Origin of the sequence: Streptomyces sp. NBC_01235 (genome assembly GCF_035989285.1) — a bacterium.
Taxonomy (GTDB): Bacteria; Actinomycetota; Actinomycetes; order Streptomycetales; family Streptomycetaceae; genus Streptomyces.
In genome coordinates this window covers 4,317,001-4,334,490 of the sequence record NZ_CP108513.1, presented here as the reverse complement: position 1 = coordinate 4,334,490, position 17,490 = coordinate 4,317,001, and the positions used below count along the sequence as shown (strand labels likewise).

The 17,490-nt window shown below is 69.9% G+C and carries 10 protein-coding genes; 6 read left to right on the top strand and 4 right to left on the bottom strand.

Annotated elements, in window-relative coordinates; translation table 11 throughout:
* Positions 1 to 90: 90 nt before the first annotated feature.
* Positions 91 to 309 (bottom strand): hypothetical protein, encoded by a 219-nt coding sequence (locus OG289_RS19035; protein ID WP_327315226.1) that lies wholly within the window; start codon positions 307 to 309, stop codon positions 91 to 93.
* Positions 310 to 710: 401 nt separating this feature from the next.
* Here OG289_RS19035 and OG289_RS19030 point away from each other — a divergent pair, with 401 nt between their 5' ends.
* Together OG289_RS19030 and OG289_RS19025 are read left to right on the top strand one after the other, a co-directional pair.
* Positions 711 to 1,373, top strand: coding sequence for a maleylpyruvate isomerase N-terminal domain-containing protein (locus OG289_RS19030; protein ID WP_327315225.1), 663 nt, complete (start codon positions 711 to 713; stop codon positions 1,371 to 1,373).
* Positions 1,374 to 1,731: 358 nt separating this feature from the next.
* Complete coding sequence (locus OG289_RS19025) at positions 1,732 to 3,033, top strand: RNA-guided endonuclease InsQ/TnpB family protein (RefSeq protein WP_327315224.1); 1,302 nt, start codon at positions 1,732 to 1,734, stop codon at positions 3,031 to 3,033.
* Here OG289_RS19025 and OG289_RS19020 read toward each other — a convergent pair.
* A complete protein-coding gene (locus OG289_RS19020) occupies positions 3,030 to 3,305 on the bottom strand; it encodes a peptidase inhibitor family I36 protein (RefSeq protein WP_327315223.1) in 276 nt (91 codons plus the stop codon). The two genes, OG289_RS19025 and OG289_RS19020, sit on opposite strands and share 4 nt — an antisense overlap.
* Positions 3,306 to 3,572: 267 nt before the next feature.
* Between OG289_RS19020 and OG289_RS19015 the strand changes: the two genes are divergently transcribed.
* The 4 genes from OG289_RS19015 to OG289_RS19000 all read left to right on the top strand — a co-directional run bounded on the left by OG289_RS19015 (position 3,573) and on the right by OG289_RS19000 (position 13,926).
* Entirely contained in the window at positions 3,573 to 6,458 is a 2,886-nt protein-coding gene (locus tag OG289_RS19015; protein WP_327315222.1) for a LamG-like jellyroll fold domain-containing protein, read from the top strand.
* 253 nt (positions 6,459 to 6,711) lie between these two features.
* A complete protein-coding gene (locus OG289_RS19010; protein ID WP_327315221.1) occupies positions 6,712 to 13,128 on the top strand; it encodes an RHS repeat-associated core domain-containing protein in 6,417 nt (2,138 codons plus the stop codon).
* Positions 13,129 to 13,136: 8 nt separating this feature from the next.
* Positions 13,137 to 13,436, top strand: a complete 300-nt coding sequence (locus tag OG289_RS19005; RefSeq protein ID WP_327315220.1) for a hypothetical protein — start codon at positions 13,137 to 13,139, stop codon at positions 13,434 to 13,436.
* Between the two features lie 7 nt (positions 13,437 to 13,443).
* Positions 13,444 to 13,926 carry a hypothetical protein gene (locus OG289_RS19000; protein WP_327315219.1) on the top strand — a complete coding sequence of 161 codons (483 nt, stop codon included), beginning with the start codon at positions 13,444 to 13,446 and terminating at the stop codon, positions 13,924 to 13,926.
* A gap of 99 nt (positions 13,927 to 14,025) precedes the next feature.
* On the opposite strand, the gene OG289_RS18995 is transcribed toward OG289_RS19000, so the two are convergent.
* On the bottom strand, positions 14,026 to 14,832 hold the full coding sequence (locus OG289_RS18995) for an endonuclease I family protein (protein ID WP_327315218.1): 807 nt from the start codon (positions 14,830 to 14,832) through the stop codon (positions 14,026 to 14,028).
* Between the two features lie 214 nt (positions 14,833 to 15,046).
* Positions 15,047 to 17,404, bottom strand: a complete 2,358-nt coding sequence (locus OG289_RS18990; protein ID WP_442818918.1) for a glycosyltransferase family 39 protein — start codon at positions 17,402 to 17,404, stop codon at positions 15,047 to 15,049.
* Positions 17,405 to 17,490 lie beyond the last annotated feature (86 nt).

Below are 17,490 nucleotides of genomic sequence, written 5' to 3'. Positions count from 1 at the left end.
GGACTCCGTCGTAGGTGGCGGTGGCGCCGTCGAGCCGGGGCTCAGGGAGCGCGGTGGGCCAGCCGAGCTTTAGCTCGTACCCCTCGTCCTTCAGCGTGGCCAGCCCGGCCCCGCTGCCGCCGCCCGAAAGGTGAGAGCGGGCGTCGTGTTCTTCGCCCGCACCGAGCCGTCGGCATCGTGCACGAGGGTGGTGTCGATGGGCGCCCAGGTGCCGTCGTCCTTCTGGGCACGGACCGGAGCCGCGTTGGTTTCCTGCGTGAAGGTGCCGTCCGGGTTGGCGAAGACCTGGGACGACTCGGTGGTCGCCACGTCCACGGCCACCCGCTCACCGGTCTTCGCCGCGAGAACACTCGCCTGCGACTCCGGACTACTGTCAGCCGCTGCCGAGGCGGCCCCGTCATCGGCGAGTGCTGGAGTCGTCCCCGCCCCGACCACTGATACCGCGCCCGCTAGAAGCGCGACGACTGTCGCCCCACTCCGCACCGCTTGGTGCCAGCCGTGCCGCCGTCTTCGCGTTAACACGCCCCCACCCGCCCCCTTAACTTTTTCTTACAATATGCTGTGAAGATCATGTGCTGATCGAACATGCTGGTCAATAGTGTTAGGTGTCACGTTGATTTCCTTTCAACTCGGCAGTAGCGCTTGGCAGTTGAATGACTGACGCTGAAGAGGCGCGGTTCCTGTCCGGTGATCGTTGATACCGTCCCGCCATGCCTGAAGCGAACCGAGTCTCCGGCCCCGGCCCCGTCACCGCCGATGACGTGCAGTACGCCGTCCGGCTGGCCGTCGCCGCACTTCGGGGCGCGGGGGCGGCGGCCGACTGGGACGCCAATGCCGGTTCCCTGGAGTGGAGTTGTCGGGAGACCATTGAGCATCTGGCCGACGATCTGTTCGCCTATGCCGCTCAACTCGGGCCAGAGCAGCCGCCGTCGGACACCGAGGTGCCCTTCGTTTGGCGGGCGGAGAGGTCCGGTGCGCCGGCGAATGTGATCTTCGCGGACCGTGGCGCCGGGCCGGCCGGGCTGGTGCAGGTGCTGGATGCCTGTGGGGGGTTGTTGGCGGCCATGGTGCGGGTGACCCCGGCGACCGTCCGGGCGCATCACGTGTTCGGGCTCTCCGATGCCGAGGGCTTCGCCGCCATGGGGGTCGTCGAGACGCTGGTGCACATGTACGACGTCGCCGATGGGCTCGGTGTCGAATGGGCGCCGGATGCCGGGGCGTGTGACCGGGTGCTGGCGCGGCTGTTTCCCGATGCGCCGACCGGCAGCGACCGATGGCCCACCTTGCTCTGGGCCACCGGCCGGGGGGAGATCCCGGGGCATGCGCGTCTCAGTCAGTGGCGGTGGTACGGCGCTCCCGGGGGCGAGCGGTAAGAGGCCTCAGCAGGCCCCCGGGCCCATGCGTCGATCCTGCCGCCGAAGTCGCCCGGGTAGCGCGAGCGCCAGTCGCCGTTGAAGGTGTCCCGCTTCTCCACCTGGCTTTCGGGCAGGGTGCCCGGTCCTTCAGGGCCGGGGTGAATGCCCGTTCCCGCGGAGTGGGGCAGGGGTTGGGGATCGCTGTCAGGGCGATCCGGCGTCGTCGTCCGGGATGCCGAGGGTGGCCACGGACGGGTGGTGGCGACGGGAGGTCGTGGGTCCTGGGGTCGGTGGCCGGCCGGGGTGCGGTCACTCGCACGGGTGATGGTGATCGATGGTGTGCGCGGTGGGGGAATGTGTGGTCTAGGTTCACGGCATGGCACGGTTTCGGATGTACCCGACGAGCGGGCAGGAACAGCAGATGCTGCTGCACTGCGCGCACGCGAGGTACGTGTGGAACCTTGCTGTCGAACAGCACGCGCACTGGCGGAAGGGACGCAAGCCCGCGCCTTCCTTCGCCGAGCAGTGCCGTCAGCTCACCGAGGCCCGGCACGACCACGTGTGGCTGGCGGCCGGGAGCGCGGATGTGCAGCAGCAGGCGCTCAAGGACTTCGCGAAGGCCAAGCAGGCACGTTTCACGTCCGGGTTCGGTGAGCCGACCTGGCGCAGGAAGTACCGGCACGAGGGTTTCCGTGTCATCGGCACCGACCGTGTGCCCGAGTATCACGCAGACGGCACACCGAGGCTGAACGCAAGGACCGGCCGGCAGGTCATGGGCCGCTCGGTCGTGGTGCGCAAGCTCAACCGGCGGTGGGCGCAGGTGAAGGTGCCCGGCTGCGGCTGGGTCCGCTTCCGCCTGAGCGTCGGCGGCAAGGGTGCGAAGCTGCCCAGTGCGAAGACGTTTAGGGTCACCTTCCGCAACGGGCAGTGGCATGCGGCGTTCGCCGTCATCCCCGACCCGGCCGAGGCGCCCGGCACCGGTGAGGTCATCGGCGTCGACCGGGGCGTCACCGTCACCGCCGCCTTCTCCGACGGGCGGAAGCTGAACTGCCCGCAGCTCACCGCCAGGGAACGCGCCCAGATCCGCAAGCACCAGCGGCGCGCCGCCCGCGCGCCCAAGGGCAGCGAGCGGAAGACCGCCGCCTACGCGGCCGTCGCCCGGCTCAGGGCCCGCGAGGCGAACCGCCGTAAGGACTGGTGCGAGAAGACCAGCACCCTGCTTGCCCGGTCGTACGACCTGATCCGGTTCGAGAAGCTGAACATCAAGAACATGACCCGCTCCGCGAAGGGCAGCGTGGAGCAGCCCGGCAGGAACGTGGCGCAGAAGGCGGGGCTGAACCGGGGCATCCTTGCCCAGGGCTGGGGCCTGCTGCGGCAGCGCACCGAGGAAAAAGCCCCCGGCCGGGTCGAGGACGTCCCCGCCCCGTACACGAGTCTGCGGTGCAGTGCCTGCGGATGGATTGACAAGAACTCGCGTAAGAGCCAAGCCGAGTTCGTCTGTTCCTCCTGCGGCTTCGCCTGCAACGCGGACACCAACGCAGCAGCCAACGTCGCGGCAGGACAGGGCGGGATCCCCCGCCCCCGGCGAACAGCCGGTGCCGGAGGGGTGACAACGGCCACCAGCCGTTCGAGCACCCGTGAACCTCAACCCACCCGGGTTGGAATCCCCCTCTCTTAAGAGGGGGAGGATGTCAACGGGCCCCAGTTGATGAAGCAGGCGCGGGTGCCGGCGACGAACGAGCCGACGTGGTCGTGGAGGTAGGGCGGCATGTCGCGGTAGCCGCTGCGGGCGGTCCACTCCCAGGTGCTGCCGCCGAAGTCCTCCCCGCTGTAGAAACAGACCGAGCCGTCGGGACAGGACGGCGCCGCGGCCGCCGAGGCGCCCTGGGCCGGCAGGACGAGGGCGGTCAGGGCGAGGGCGGCGGCGAGGGACCAGGCGCGAAGCTTCATGAAGGTCTCCGGGAAAGGGAGTTGGAGCGAGCATCGCCTCGGCGGGTGCCGGGGCTGGCCCCATGCTTTCGGCCTGGCCCGCGACATGCCCGGGATGAAGATCCACATCACCGGTGTGAGGGAACTGGTCAGTCAATGTGGAAAGTGGCTTGAATCAGTAAAGGAAGTCCCATACGTTCTCCCTCGCCACTGCAGTACTGCATGACCACATCAACTTCATATTCGTCATAGGGAGCTCTGGGGAGAGCTCCAGGGGGAGACAAGGGAATGACCAACCCTTGGTTCCGGCGGCTTCGTCGTACCCGGACGCTCGGTGTGCTGCTCGGCAGCGCCGTCGTCCTGGGCGCGTTGCCCGCCGTCACCAGTGCGGCCGAGGCCGCCGACGCCGTAACCACCACCGCACCGACCACCGCCGAGGCGACCGCGTTCGCCGAGGCCGCCGCCACCGGCGAACGGGTGGAGATCGTGCCGCGGCGCACCGAGGACGAGCTCGTCTTCGCCAATCCGGACGGCTCGCTCACCAGTGAGACCAGCGTGCAGCCCCAGCGGGTGCACCGGGCGGACGGCAGTTGGGCCGCCGCCGATCCGACTCTGGAGCGTCGGGCCGACGGAACCGTCGGCCCCAGGGCCGCCGTCGTCGACCTGGCCTTCGCGGCCGGCGGCTCGCAGGACTTCGTGACCCTCGGCGAGGACGGCAGGTCCTTCACCCTGCGCTGGCCGAAGCCGCTGCCCGAGCCGGTGCTGGCCGGCGACACCGCCGAGTACCGCGAGGTGCTGCCCGGCGTGGACCTGCTCGCCAGCGCCTCGGTCACCGGGTACGCGTACGTGCTGGAGGTGAAGACGCCCGAGGCGGCACGCAACCCGGAGCTCGCCCGGCTGAAGCTGCCCGTGCGGGTGGACGGGCTCGACCTCAAGGCCGCGGCGGACGGCGGTCTGGAAGCCGTCGACGCCTCCGGTGCGCGTGTCTTCGGCGGCCAGGCCCCCAAGATGTGGGACTCCGCGACCGCCGCACGGGAGGTCCCGGCCGACGCCGTGGCCGCCTCCGGCGCCGGCGCCCCCGTCCAGGACACGCCCGACGCCGCCGCGAAGGTCGCCGACATGGGCCTCGACGTGTCCGGGGACGCGGTCACCGTCGTCCCCGACCACGCCGTGCTGACCGCCGCCGACACCGACTTCCCGGTCTATCTCGACCCGGAGGCCGGCATGTCCAAGAGCGAGTGGCTGTACGTCTCCAGCGCCCACCCGGGCACCGAGTTCCACAAGTTCAAGGACGACGAGGGCGTGGGCCGCTGCTCGTACAAGTCCATCGGCGGCACGTACTACGTGTGCAGTTCCTCGCCGTACACCAACCGCATGTACTTCCAGTTCTCCACCTCGGGGTGGAAGAACCGCACCATCTCCAAGGCGGTCTTCGAGGTCTACGAGACCTTCTCCTTCTCCTGCCAGGCGAGCACCGTCAACCTGCACCTGGTGCCCGAAGGCGGCGTCGACTCCGCCACCAACTGGAACAACAAGCCCAAGGACGGCGACCTGATGGTCGACCGTACGGTGGCCTACGGGCGCGGCAGCAGCTGCAGCCCCGACGCGCCCGCGAGCTGGGTCGACTTCCAGGACAGCAGCAAGGAGGACAACGAGAACCTCACGCCCACCGTCCGCAAGAAGGCCGCCGCCGGTGACCCGATCGCCTTCTCGCTGCGCGCCGCCGACGAGGACGACCCGAACTCCTGGAAGCGGTTCCGGGGCGACAACGCCAAGCTGGTCGTCACCTACAACACCACCCCGGGCAAGCCGTACAACGAGCGGCTGAGCAACCCGGAGGAGAAGACCTGCACGACCGACAACACCAAGCGGCCGTGGATCCGTGACGACACCCCGGCCATGGCGGTCAACGGCACCGACGCCGACTCCTACACCGACGGCACCGGCCAGAACCTCACCGCCACGTTCCGCGTCTGGGACCAGGTCGACGGCAGGCCCATGGTGTACGAGGGCAAGGACGGGCCGCAGAACGAGGGCGTGTTCGAGAAGGGCATCCCTATCAGGGAGCTGGCGCACGGCCACGGCTACAAGTGGCACGCCCAGACCTATGACGGTTCCACCGGCAAGCTGAAGGACTCCGGCTACTCGGACTGGTCCGACTGGTGCGAGTTCGTCGTGGACACCGAGCGGCCCGACACCAAGCCGCTGGTGACACCGGCGGACGGCGAGGCCGACCTCCCGGCGGGCGCCAAGCGGCACTTCACCGTCTCGGCCAACGGGAACTCCGACTCGGTCTTCAAGAACGACGTCGAGTACTACGAGTGGGACCTCGGCAGCGACACCCCCGGCCGTCATGCCACGCCCGCGAGCCTCGGCGGCAACGCCACCATCGAGGTGGCGCCGTCCACGTTCGGGCCGAACGTGCTCTACGTGCGCAGCGTCGACCGGGCCGGCAACCGCGGCCCGCTGGAGAAGTACATCTTCACGGCCGATCGCGCCTGCGCCGACGCCCTCGCCGACTCCTGCGCCGCCGCCGTCTACGGCCTCGACCAGAGCACCGGCACCACCGCGCCCGACGCCTCCGGCCACGACCGCACCCTGACCGTCAAGGGCGCCGACTGGGTCGCGGGCAACCACTCCGCCGACCAGCCGGCCGACAAGGCCCTGCGGTTCAACGGCAGCAGCGACTACGCCACCGCCGCCTCCGCTGTCCACACCGGGCAGGCGTTCACCGTGTCGGCCTGGGTGCGGCCCACCTCGCTGAGCGAGAACATCGCGGTGATCGGCCAGTCCGGTACCCAGGGCAACGGCTTCAACCTCTACTACTCGACGGCCTTCAAGCGCTGGATCTTCGGCCGGCACATCTCGGACACCGCCGACTCCGACATCATCCGCGCCATGGCGACCAGCGAGCGGCCGGCCGTGGTCGGCAAGTGGACGCACCTGGCGGGCACCTACGATCCGGCGGCCCGGAAGTTCACCCTCTACGTCGACGGCGAGGAGCAGGGCAGCGCCGCCGTCACCGACGTCTGGAACGCCACCAAGGGCCTGAACATCGGCCGCGCCCAGTACAAGGGCGAGTGGCACGACTTCTTCGCCGGCGACATCGACGACGTCCGCCTCGTGCCCGGCCTGCTCTCCGGCACCGAGATCTACCGGCTCGCGAACGACTGAGCGCTCCGCTGGAAGTGCCGTGAGGTGCCGTCGATCGTCCGCGGCACCATCGTGGCTGGTCGCGCCCACGCGGCGGAGCCGCACATCGACACAGCCCCGCGCCCCTTCAGGGCGCTGCCGAACCGCAGTGGACTTCGCACGACCCGCTCAGCACCTGAACATCTGGCGGTTCCTGACCAGAACCCGCTGTCCCGGGCGCCCGAACACCCTTTGGGCGCCCGGGAATTCCACATCACAAACGGGAGGAGCGCGCATGCGCTCAACACGCAGACATGACGCCCGAAGGTGGGCGAAACCCCTGGCCGCGACCGTGTCCGCGGCCCTGGCCCTGACCCTGCTCCAGGCCGTCCCCGCCCTCGGTGACGACGACACCCGGGAGCAGCGGCGGCCCAAGACGCAGGACGTGACCTCCACCCCGGTGGTGGAGGCCGACGGCCCGCGCACCCCGCTCAAGCACCTCACCGGATACGGCGCCACGCCCCGCCCGAAGGCCGCCTGGCCCGAGCCGGGCAGCGCCACCGTCACCCTGGGCGCGAGCGGCGCGAGCGGTGCGGCCCGCAAGGGCCTGCGCGCGGGCGGTCTCCCCGTCCGCCTCGCGCCCCCCAAGTCGCGGGCCGCGGCGCCCGCCCGGGCCAAGGTCGACCTCCTCGGCCACGCCGCAGCGCGCAAGGCCGGCATCGACGGCCTGCTCCTGAAGGTCACGCGCGCGGACGGCCGTACGACGGCCGGGGCCAAGGTCTCCGTCCAGGTCGACTACGCCTCCTTCGCCCAGGCCTACGGCGGCGACTGGGCCCAGCGGCTGCGGCTGGTTCAGCTGCCCGCCTGTGCGCTGACCACGCCGAACGCGGCGGCCTGTCAGGGCGTCACCCCGCTCGCCACGAGCAACGACGTCCGCGGCCAGAAGCTCACCGCCGACGTCCCGACGGCCGTCGCGGGCGCCAAGGCGCCGCTGCTCGCGGTCTCCGCGGCGCCCGCGGGCGGTTCCGGCTCCTACACCGCGACCTCGCTGGCGCCCTCGGCGTCCTGGCAGGTCGCGGGCCAGACCGGCGCCTTCACCTGGCAGTACCCGCTGCGCGTGCCGCCCGCCCTGGCGGGCCCGTCGCCGCAGCTGGGCCTGGCCTACAACTCGGCGTCCACGGACGGCCGTACGGCCTCCAGCAACAACCAGACCTCCTGGGTCGGCGAGGGTTTCGACCTCAGCGCCGGCTACATCGAGCGCGCCTACCGCTCCTGCACGGAGGACGGCCACGACGAGGCCGGCGCGCAGAAGTACGACCTGTGCTGGCACTCCGACAACGCCACCATGAACTTCGGCGGCCGGGCCGGCGAGCTGGTGAAGAAGTCGGCGAACGAGTGGCGGCTGAAGCAGGACGACGGCACGAAGATCGAGCGGAAGACCGGCGGCTTCAACTCGGACGACAACAAGGAGTACTGGGTCGTCACCACCACCGACGGCACCCGCTACTACTTCGGCAAGGGCAAGCGGGAGTCCGAGGCCGCCGACGCCGAGAACACCGGCTCCTCCTGGGAGGTCCCGGTCTTCGGCGACGACAAGGACGAGCCCTGCCACAAGGACACGTTCAAGGAGTCCCGCTGCCAGCAGACCTGGCGCTGGAACCTGGACTACGTCGTCGACGTGCACGGCAACACGATGACGTACTACTACGGCACCGAGACCAACAAGTACGACTCGGTGCGCGGCGACAAGGTCGTCTCCTACGACCGCGGCGGCTGGCTCAAGCGGGTCGAGTACGGCGAGCAGGAGGGCAAGGAGAACTCCACGGCGGCCCCCGCGCAGGTCGTCTTCAGCGCCGTCGAGCGCTGCACCGGCGCGGCGGCCGACTGCGAGCCCGGCGATCTGAAGGAGTCCACCGCCACCCGCTGGCCGGACGTGCCGTTCGAGCAGATCTGCACCTCCGACACCGAGTGCAAGGACCAGTGGGCGCCGACCTTCTTCACCCGTAAGCGCCTGTCGAAGGTCACCACGCAGGTGCTGGGCGCCGACGGCAAGTACACGGACGTCGACGTGTGGGACCTGGCGCACAAGTACCAGAGCGCCGACACCACCCACGCCCCGGCGATGTGGCTGGAGTCCATCACCCACTCCGGCAAGGACGGCGCGAACAAGCTCCCGAAGGTCACCTTCTACGAACGGCAGGACGCCAACCGCGTCGACACGGGCGCCGACGACCGGCTGCCCATGTACAAGTGGCGCATCCGGGCCATCCAGTCGGAGACCGGCGGCACGATCTCGGTCAACTACAAGCCGACGGAGTGCACCCCGTCCAGCCTCCCCACTCCCGAGACCAACACCAAGCGGTGCATGCCGTCCTTCTGGTCGAAGGAGGGCACGGTCGGGGAGAAGGAGGACTGGTTCCACAAGTTCGTCGTGGACACGGTGATCGAGGACGAGGTCACCGTCACCGGCCCGAACAAGGTCACGTCGTACGACTACTCCGGCGCGGCCTGGGCCTTCGACGACAGCGAGCTCGTCAAGACCAAGAAGAAGACCTGGAACCAGTGGCGCGGCTTCCGCTCGGTCACCATGAAGACCGGTGAGGCGGGCTCCAAGCAGCTGCGCACCGAGACCACCTACCTCCAGGGCATGGACGGCGACCGGGAGAAGGAGTCCGGCGGCACGAAGTCCGTCACGGTCACCGCCTCCGACGGCACCAAGGTCCGCGACGACGAACGCCACCAGGGTTTCCAGCTGGAGCAGCGCACCTTCGACGGCGCCGACGAGATCAGCGGCACCGTCAGCACGCCCTGGAAGTCCGCCGCCACGGCCACCGAGGGCAGCGACGAGGCGACCTACGCGGCGGTCAAGTCGACGAAGACCCGCACGGCGCTGGACGACGGCAAGGTCCGCCGCGCCGCCATCGAGCACTTCTACGACTCCTACGGCATGCTGGAGCGCTCCTCGGACTCCGGCGACCTCGCCGACCCCGACGACGACACCTGCACCACGAACGCCTACAACCGCAACACCGACGCGGGCCTGCTCACGCTGCTGAAGCGGGTGACGGTCGTCCCGGTGGCGTGCGACGACGGCCCGCCGTCCTACAAGGGCGAGGCGATCTCCGACGTCCGCACCTGGTACGACGACCCCGACACCTACGGCGCCACGCCCACCAAGGGCGACGTGGTCCGCAGCGAGAAGGTCAAGGGCTACGCGGCCGACGGCACGCCCCAGTACGTGACGACGTCGACCGCGAAGTACGACGCCCACGGCCGGGTCACCGACTCCGCCGACCAGCAGGGCAACACCACGAAGACGGCGTACACGCCCACCCTCGGCGGCCCGGTCACCGGCATGAAGGTGACGGACCCGGCGGGCAACTCCACGACCTCCACGGTCGACCCGCGCTGGGGCCTGGTCACCGCGACCGTAGACGCGAACAAGCAGCGCACCGACCTGGAGTACGACGCGCTCGGCCGCCTGCTGAAGGTGTGGCTGCCGGGCCGCGCCAAGGCCTCGGAGACCCCGAGCCTGGAGTACGCCTACCTGGTCCGCAACAACGCGCCCGTCGTCACCACCACCAAGTCCCTGCTCCCCAACGGCTCGGTGGCCACCAGCCACCAGCTCAGCGACGGCCTGCTGCGCCCGCGCCAGACCCAGACGCCGGCGGCGAACTCGGGCCGGGTCGTCACGACCACCGAGTACGACAGCCGGGGCCTGGCCATCAGGAACATCGGTCCCTTCTACAACTCCGCCGCCCCCGGCACCACGTTCGTGAACGTGGTCGACGCCTCCGAGGGCACCCCCTCGGAGACCGAGATGGTGTACGACGGCGCGGGCCGCGCCACGGACACCGTCTTCCGGGTCGCGGGCAAGGAGAAGTGGCGGGCCAAGGCCGCTTACCACGGCGACCACATGACGGTCGACCCGCCGGAGGGCGACACCCCGACCGCCACGTATACCGACGCCCAGGGCAGGACCACGAAGCTCGTCCAGTTCAAGGGAGCCTCGCCCAGCGGCGCCGCGGACACCACGAACTACTCCTACGACAAGGCCGGCCGACTGTCCGAGGTCAAGGACCCTGCCGGCAACGTCTGGTCGTACGAGTACGACGTGCGCGGCCGGCAGACGGTGGCGGTCGACCCGGACGAGGGCACCTCGTGGATGACGTACGACGAACTGGACCGGCTGAAGACGGTCCGCAACCAGCGCGAGATCACCCTCACCTACAACTACGACAAGCTGGGCCGCCAGCGCTCCCTCTACAACGGTGACACCAAGCTCACCACCTGGGAGTACGACAGCAGCACCATCCCCAACGGCAAGGGCCGTCTGGCCTCCGCCACCAAGTGGGCCGGCAGCGACGGTTACACCACGTCGGTCGACGCCTATGACGCGGCGGGCCGTCCGCTGAAGACCTCGGTCACCGTTCCGGCGTCCGAGGGCAAGCTCGCCGGCACCTACACGGCCACCACGTCGTACAAGCCGGACGGATCCCTCGCGAGCACCGAACTCCCGGCCGCCGGCGACCTGCCGGCGGAGACCGTCACCACCGGATACACGGCCACCGGTCTGCCGTCCTTCACCCTCGGCGACGGCACCGACTACGCCCGCGAGACCCGCTACTCCAACTACGGCGAGGTCCTGCAGCTCACCCTGGGCACCGCCAGCGCCGACAAGTACACCTGGCTGACCAACACCTACGAGGAAGGCACCCGCCGCCTGGAGCGCGCGCGGATCGACCGGGAGGTCGTCAAGACGCCCGACTCGGACATCGCCTACGGCTACGACGCCTCCGGCAACATCACGAAGATCGCGGACACGCCGGAAGGGAAGGCGGCGGACGTCCAGTGCTTCACGTACGACTACCTGCGCCGGCTCACCGACGCCTGGACCCAGAGCGCAGCTGCCTGCGCCCCCAGCGCAGGTGAGGCGACGATCGGGGGACCGGCTCCGTACCGGCACGCCTACGAGTACGACGCCATGGGCAACCGCACGTCCGAGACGCGTTACGCGACGGGCACGACGGGTGCGGCGGCCGTCGCCCAGACGACGACGTACACCCCGAACGGCACGGGCAACCCGCACGCGCACGCCGTGAAGTCGGCCGAGTCGCACTCGGTGGCCCCCGGCAAGGACGAGACGGCGACCCAGTCCTTCGAGTACGACGAGATGGGCAACACCACCCGGCGCACCCGGCAGGCCACCGGGCTGTGGGCGGCGGTGGACCAGTCCCTGGAATGGGACGTCGAGGAGCGTCTCGCCTCCGTCACGCCCTATGTGAACGGTGCCAAGGACGAGGCGAACCGCACCGGCTTCGTCTACGACGCGCAGGGCAACCGGCTGCTGCGCAAGGAGAAGGGCGCGGTCACGCTCTATCTCGGTGTGCAGGAGATCCGCCTGGACAAGGCGAAGAACACGCTCTCCGGTACCCGGTACTACGCCCACGGCGGGCAACAGATCGCGGTGCGCACCGCGGCCGGGGTGACCTGGCTGGTCGGCGGACAGAACGGGACGGCCGAGATCGCCGTCCGGGCCGCCGACTCGGCGGTGCAGCAGCGTCGCACCCTGCCCTTCGGCGAGGTGCGCGGATCGAACCCGACCGCATGGCCGGGTGACAAGGCGTTCGTCGGAGGGACCGCCGATGCCACCACCGGCCTGGTCCATCTCGGCGCCCGTGAGTACGACCCGACGGCCGGCCGCTTCCTGTCCGCGGACCCGCTGCTGAACGTCAGCGATCCGCAGCACCTCAACGCCTACGCCTACGGGCGCAACAATCCGCTGGTCTTCCCGGACCCGACCGGCCTGTACTGGGGCGAGTCCTGGATCAGCCCGATCGGCCACGGCGCCCTGGACGTCGCCGGTCTGGTGCCCGGCTTCGGTGAGCCCGCCGACCTGCTCAACGGCCTCTGGTACACGGCCGAGGGCAACTACATCGACGCCGGTCTGTCCTACGCCTCGGCCATCCCGATCGCGGGCTACGGCGCGAGTGCGGCCAAGGGCGCCCGGTACGTCAACAAGGCCGTCGACGCCGTGGACGTGGCCACCGACACGGCCAAGGCGGCGGACAAGACCAAGGACGCGGTCAAGCACGCCGACGACCTCACCCCGCCGTCCACTCCGAAGCCCAAGGAGGCTCCGAAGCCGCCGCCTCCGGCCAAGGCCAAGGACGCTCCCGAGGCCAAGAAGGGCGACTCCGGAGGCAAGAAGAACGACGGCGCGGAGAAGAAGAGCGAGGGCGCCGAGAAGAAGAAGGCCGAGGACGGCGAGGCGCCCGACGCGCCCAAGGAAGAGGTGATGATCGACACCGGTTCGGCCCGGGCGTTGACGTCGGCCGACCGGGCGGTGGGCGATCAGGTCGCCGCGCAGATCGGGGACCGCGGGATGGTGATGACCCAGACCGCCGTCAACGAGTTCCAGGCGGCCGTGGCCCGCAACACCGCGAACGGTTTCGTCGGCCCGCAGGAGACGGCCATGATCCAGACGCTCATGAGCAAGGTGCGGGTGGTGCCGGACAATGTGAGTGCGCGGGCCGCAGGCCTCAAACCCAGCAGGAGGGTCGGCGCCGACGACATCAAGATCTTCGGCACCGCCGACGCCATGGGGATTCCCATCTTCACTTCGGACGCCAAGTTCGTACGGGCGGCGGGAATCCAGGGCGTATCGTTCAACGCCATCGTCCACGCATCCGTGTCATGGATCGGAAAATGATCAGCGAAATGGCAGACCTGGAACCTCATCTCGCCGAAGTGGTCGACCAGCTGCGACTGGTGTTTCCCGCTGGGGTCCGAGAGGACGACACGGACTTCGGTCCGTTGCTCGTGATCCTCTCCGACCTGCTGTCGGAGCGGAACCTCGGCGTGGTGGTGGAGGCCGCCTTCGGGCTCGACCGGCATGTGGCGCGCAACCACGCGGCAGCGGCCCTGTCCGTCCGAAAGCCGCCTGCCGAACAGGTGGAGCGGCTGAAGGATCGCATGGTCGGGCGCGGGTGGTACTTGCAGGACGACGACGAAGGGTGAGCTCCTGGTGGTCGAGCAGCGGTTCGCCGGACTCCTGCTGTCGTTGGACCGGTTCCAGAAGCAGCTCGACGCGTTCATGCTCGGCTCCTACCTGGCGTGCGACTTCGGCGGCGATTCCGGGGACGATTCCGGGGACGACGGCGATTCGACACTCAGCCCGCAGGTACGGCTCGATGTCGTTCACGGCGCACCGCAGGTGATGCTCGACCATGGCATCACGTGGATGGACCTGACCCGGGACCAGGAGCCGAGCGAGTACCGCCTCGCCGTGACCCTCGCCTTCACGGAGGCGGGGATCGCGGTGGAGGCGTTCGTCCGGCTCGACCTGGAGCGGGACATGGGAGAGTGGCCGGCCGGGGTGCATGTCCCGTACCGGCAGCGGGCCGACGGCCTCGGCCTCGACGAGGCGCTTGCCTTCGTCGGGGCCCGGGTCGAGGAGATGTGCCGCCGCCACGACGACGTGGCCCGGCTGGGCCTCGCCCGGCGCTGAGCGGGGCACGGACCGAACGCGTACCGAACGACGCAGGGCCCTTCCGGGAGTTCCGGGAGGGCCCTGTGCTTGTGCCTGTGGTGACGGCTGTGCCGCGTGCTACCAGATCGCCTCGACCCACTCCGGGTGGTCGATGAACGGGTTGCGGTTGTGCTGGTAGGTGTCGTAGATGACCTGGTTGCGGTTCTCCTCGAAGGCGCTCGGCGGGTCCTCGTCGTTCCATGCCTTGAGGACGGAGAGCTTGCCCATGTACGGGTCGCTGCCGTTGTTGACCTTCTCGTTGGGCTCCAGGTCGGCGAAGCCGTCGCCGCCGTCGTAGCGGACCGCCATGTAGAGGATCATGCGGGCCACGTCGCCCTTGTCGGCGTCGCGCGGCTCGAAGGAGTCGGAGTCGGTGAGGCTGCCGCCGCCGCCCGAGACCGTGCTGCCGCCGTTGTCGAAGTCCTTGTTGCCGCGGATGCTGTTGACCGTCACGTCCGCGGGCCGCAGGTGGTGCAGGTCCGTGCCGGGACCGGTCACCTCGCCGAAGTCGCCGTGCGACTTGGCCCACACGTGCTCGCGGTTCCAGTCGCCGACGTCGCCGCCGTTGAGGGACTTGCTGCGCGAGACACCGCTGTACAGCAGGATCACGTTGCTGCTGTTGTTCGGGTCCTGGTCGGTGACCTTCAGCGCGTTCCAGACCGCGGAGTACGAGATCTTCGAGACGTTGGCGCTGATGATCGTGTGCAGGGACGACTTCAGGCTCGTACCCGTCTTGCCGACCGCGTTCTTGTAGTACGTCGAGTCGTACGCCGTCGTGGTCGCGGCGGCGGGGGTCGCCGTGAGCGCGGGCGCGGTGAGGCCGACCAGGACGGCAGTGGTGGCAAGCGCCACCGACTTCCATCGGCGTATGCGTGTCGCCAGCATGTGGGGTGTCCGATCTACGCGGGTTGATTGGAGGCGGCAATCGGGAGAGTGACATGCACATGCGGTCATGGCAATGAATCTGACATGTCGATCAGATGACGGGAACCGGCAAACTGCCCTTTGTCTACGCGAGTTGACATGCGGAGACGGAAACGGGAACGGCCCCCGACAGGAGAGTCGGGGGCCGTTGGTGCTGTGCCGGTCGGCGTGCGGGTCAGCTCACGTCCGAGGCGTCCAGACGGTAGACGGTGGACGTGGTGGAGGTGCTGGACTGGGAGGAACTCCCGGACTCGGTCTCGGTCCCGGACTGGGAGGTGGACCCGGACTCGGAGCTCGAGGACGTGCTCTTGCTGTACTCGCTCTCCTTCACCGCCGTCCCGTTCTTCTGCACCCAGGTGGTGATCTCGGAGAGGAGGCTGTTGTTGCCGCCGCCCGGACCGCCGCCGCTGCCGAGCTGGATGTAGTGCAGCTCGCCCTTCTTCACCAGTTCCTTGAGCTTGGCAAGCGTCATCGCGTTGTCGGAGCCGGTGAAGCCGAACATCGAGATGACGGGCTTGCCGGTGCTGAGGATCATCTGGCCCGCGCTCTGCGAGTTGGACACCGCGATCAGCCACTTGGCGCCGTCCTGGTGCTTCTCCAGGTACGAGACGAGCTCGCTGTCGGCGCCGCCCATACCGCCGCCGCCCATGCCGCCGCCTCCGCCGGTCCCGCCGGGTGCGCCGCCGGTCCCGCCCGGAGCCGTGCCGTTCTCGCCGCCGCCCTGAGTGCCGCCGCCGGGGAACTCCCCGTTCGTGCCGCCCTGTTGGCCGTCCTGGCCGTCCTGGCCGTTCGGCGCGCCGCTCGGAGCGCCGCCGCCCGGCGTCGTCTGGCCGTTGCCGCCTCCGCCGGGGAACTCGCCGTTCGCCTGGCCGCCCTGCTGCGTACCGCCTTGCTGCGTGCCACCGGGCATCTGGCCGCCGGGGCCGCCGCCCATGCCGCCCCGGCCGCCTCCGCCGGGACCGCCCATGCCGCCCCCGGTGGAGGGGCCCGCGGTGGGGTTGGTGCCGCCCATCATGCCCCCGGAGGAGCCGAAGGCCGGCGAGGCCGCGTACGCCGTCGGACCCGCCAGGGCCGCCACGATCGCCGCGGCGACGGACACACCGAGCAGCCGGACCCTGGTGCCGGAGCTCGCGGACCGCAGGACGAACAGGCCCACGATCGCGAGGACCATGACCACGCCGATCACCGGCCACAGCCAGGTGTTCCAGCCGGTGGCCCGGCGCAGCAGCACGATCGCCCAGACGCCGGTGACCGCGAGCCCCGCGGGCAGCACCCACGACCAGCGGGCGTCACCGCCGCGGAAGGCGCGCCACAGCATGACGCCGCCGCCACCGCACAGCGCCGCGATGCCCGGGGCGAGCGCGGTCGTGTAGTACGGGTGCATGGTGCCCTCGGCCATGGCGAAGGTCAGGTAGTGCAGCACCAGCCAGCCGCCCCACAGGACCAGCGCGGCGCGGGTGAGGTCGGTGCGCGGGGCGCGGCCGCACAGCACGAGGCCGGCGACGAGCGCGATGCCCGCGAAGGGGATCAGCCAGGAGATCTGGCCGCCGAGGATGTCGTTGAACATCCGGCCGATGCCCGCGGTCCCGGCGAAGGTGCCGCCCCCGCCGCCCCCGCCCCCGCCGTTGCCCTCGCCGCCGAGGACCCGGCCCAGGCCGTTGTAGCCCATGATCAGGTCCCAGGCGCTGCCGTCGGTCGAACCGCCGATGTAGGGGCGGTCGTCGGCGGGCACCAGGGACACGGCCGTCGCCCACCAGAAGCTGGAGACGGCGAGCGCCACGGCCGCGAGCGCCAGGTTGACGGCCTTCTTCTTCCACCCCAGCCTCGACGCGTACACGTACACGGCGAAGACGGCGGGCAGGGCGATGTAGCCCTGGAGCATCTTGGTGTTGAAGGCGAGCCCGAAGCACACCGCGGAGCCGATGAGCGGCAGCAGCTTCTCGTCGCGCGTGGCGCGCAGGGCGAGGGCCGCGCCGCCGACCATCAGCAGGACGAGGAGGGTGTCGGGGTTGTTGTCCCGGTTGATGGCGACCGTGATCGGCGTCAGCGCGAGGACCAGCGCCGCGATGACGGCGGCCACGTGCCCGAACACCCGCTTCACGGACGAGTGCAGGATCCAGATCGTGCCCAGCGCCGCCGCGACCTCCGGCGCCATCATCTGCCAGGTGCCGAAACCGAAGATCCGGCAGGACAGGCCCATGATCATGAGCGCGAACGGCGGCTTGTCGACGGTGATGAAGTTCCCGGCGTCGAGCGAGCCGAAGAACCACGCCTCCCAGCTCTTCGTACCGCTGTAAATGGCGGCGCTGTAGAAGCTGTTGAGGCTGTTGGACGACAGGTTCCAGGAGTAGAGCACCGCCGCCAGGACCATGATCGCGATCAGCGCGGGGAGCGACCAGCGCGGCGCCTTGTCCGGCGGGGGCGCCGCGGGGACCGTCTCGGAGGTCGTCGGCGGCGCCCAGTCGGGGGACACGGCCGGGGGTACGGCCGGGGGCACGGTCGGGTGGGGGAGGGGATCGGTGGCAGATGTCACCACTGCACGATGCGGACGCCCGATGAGCGGGGCCTGTGCTCCACCTGGGGGCAACCTGTGACTGGATGAGAGGTCGGTAAGAGACC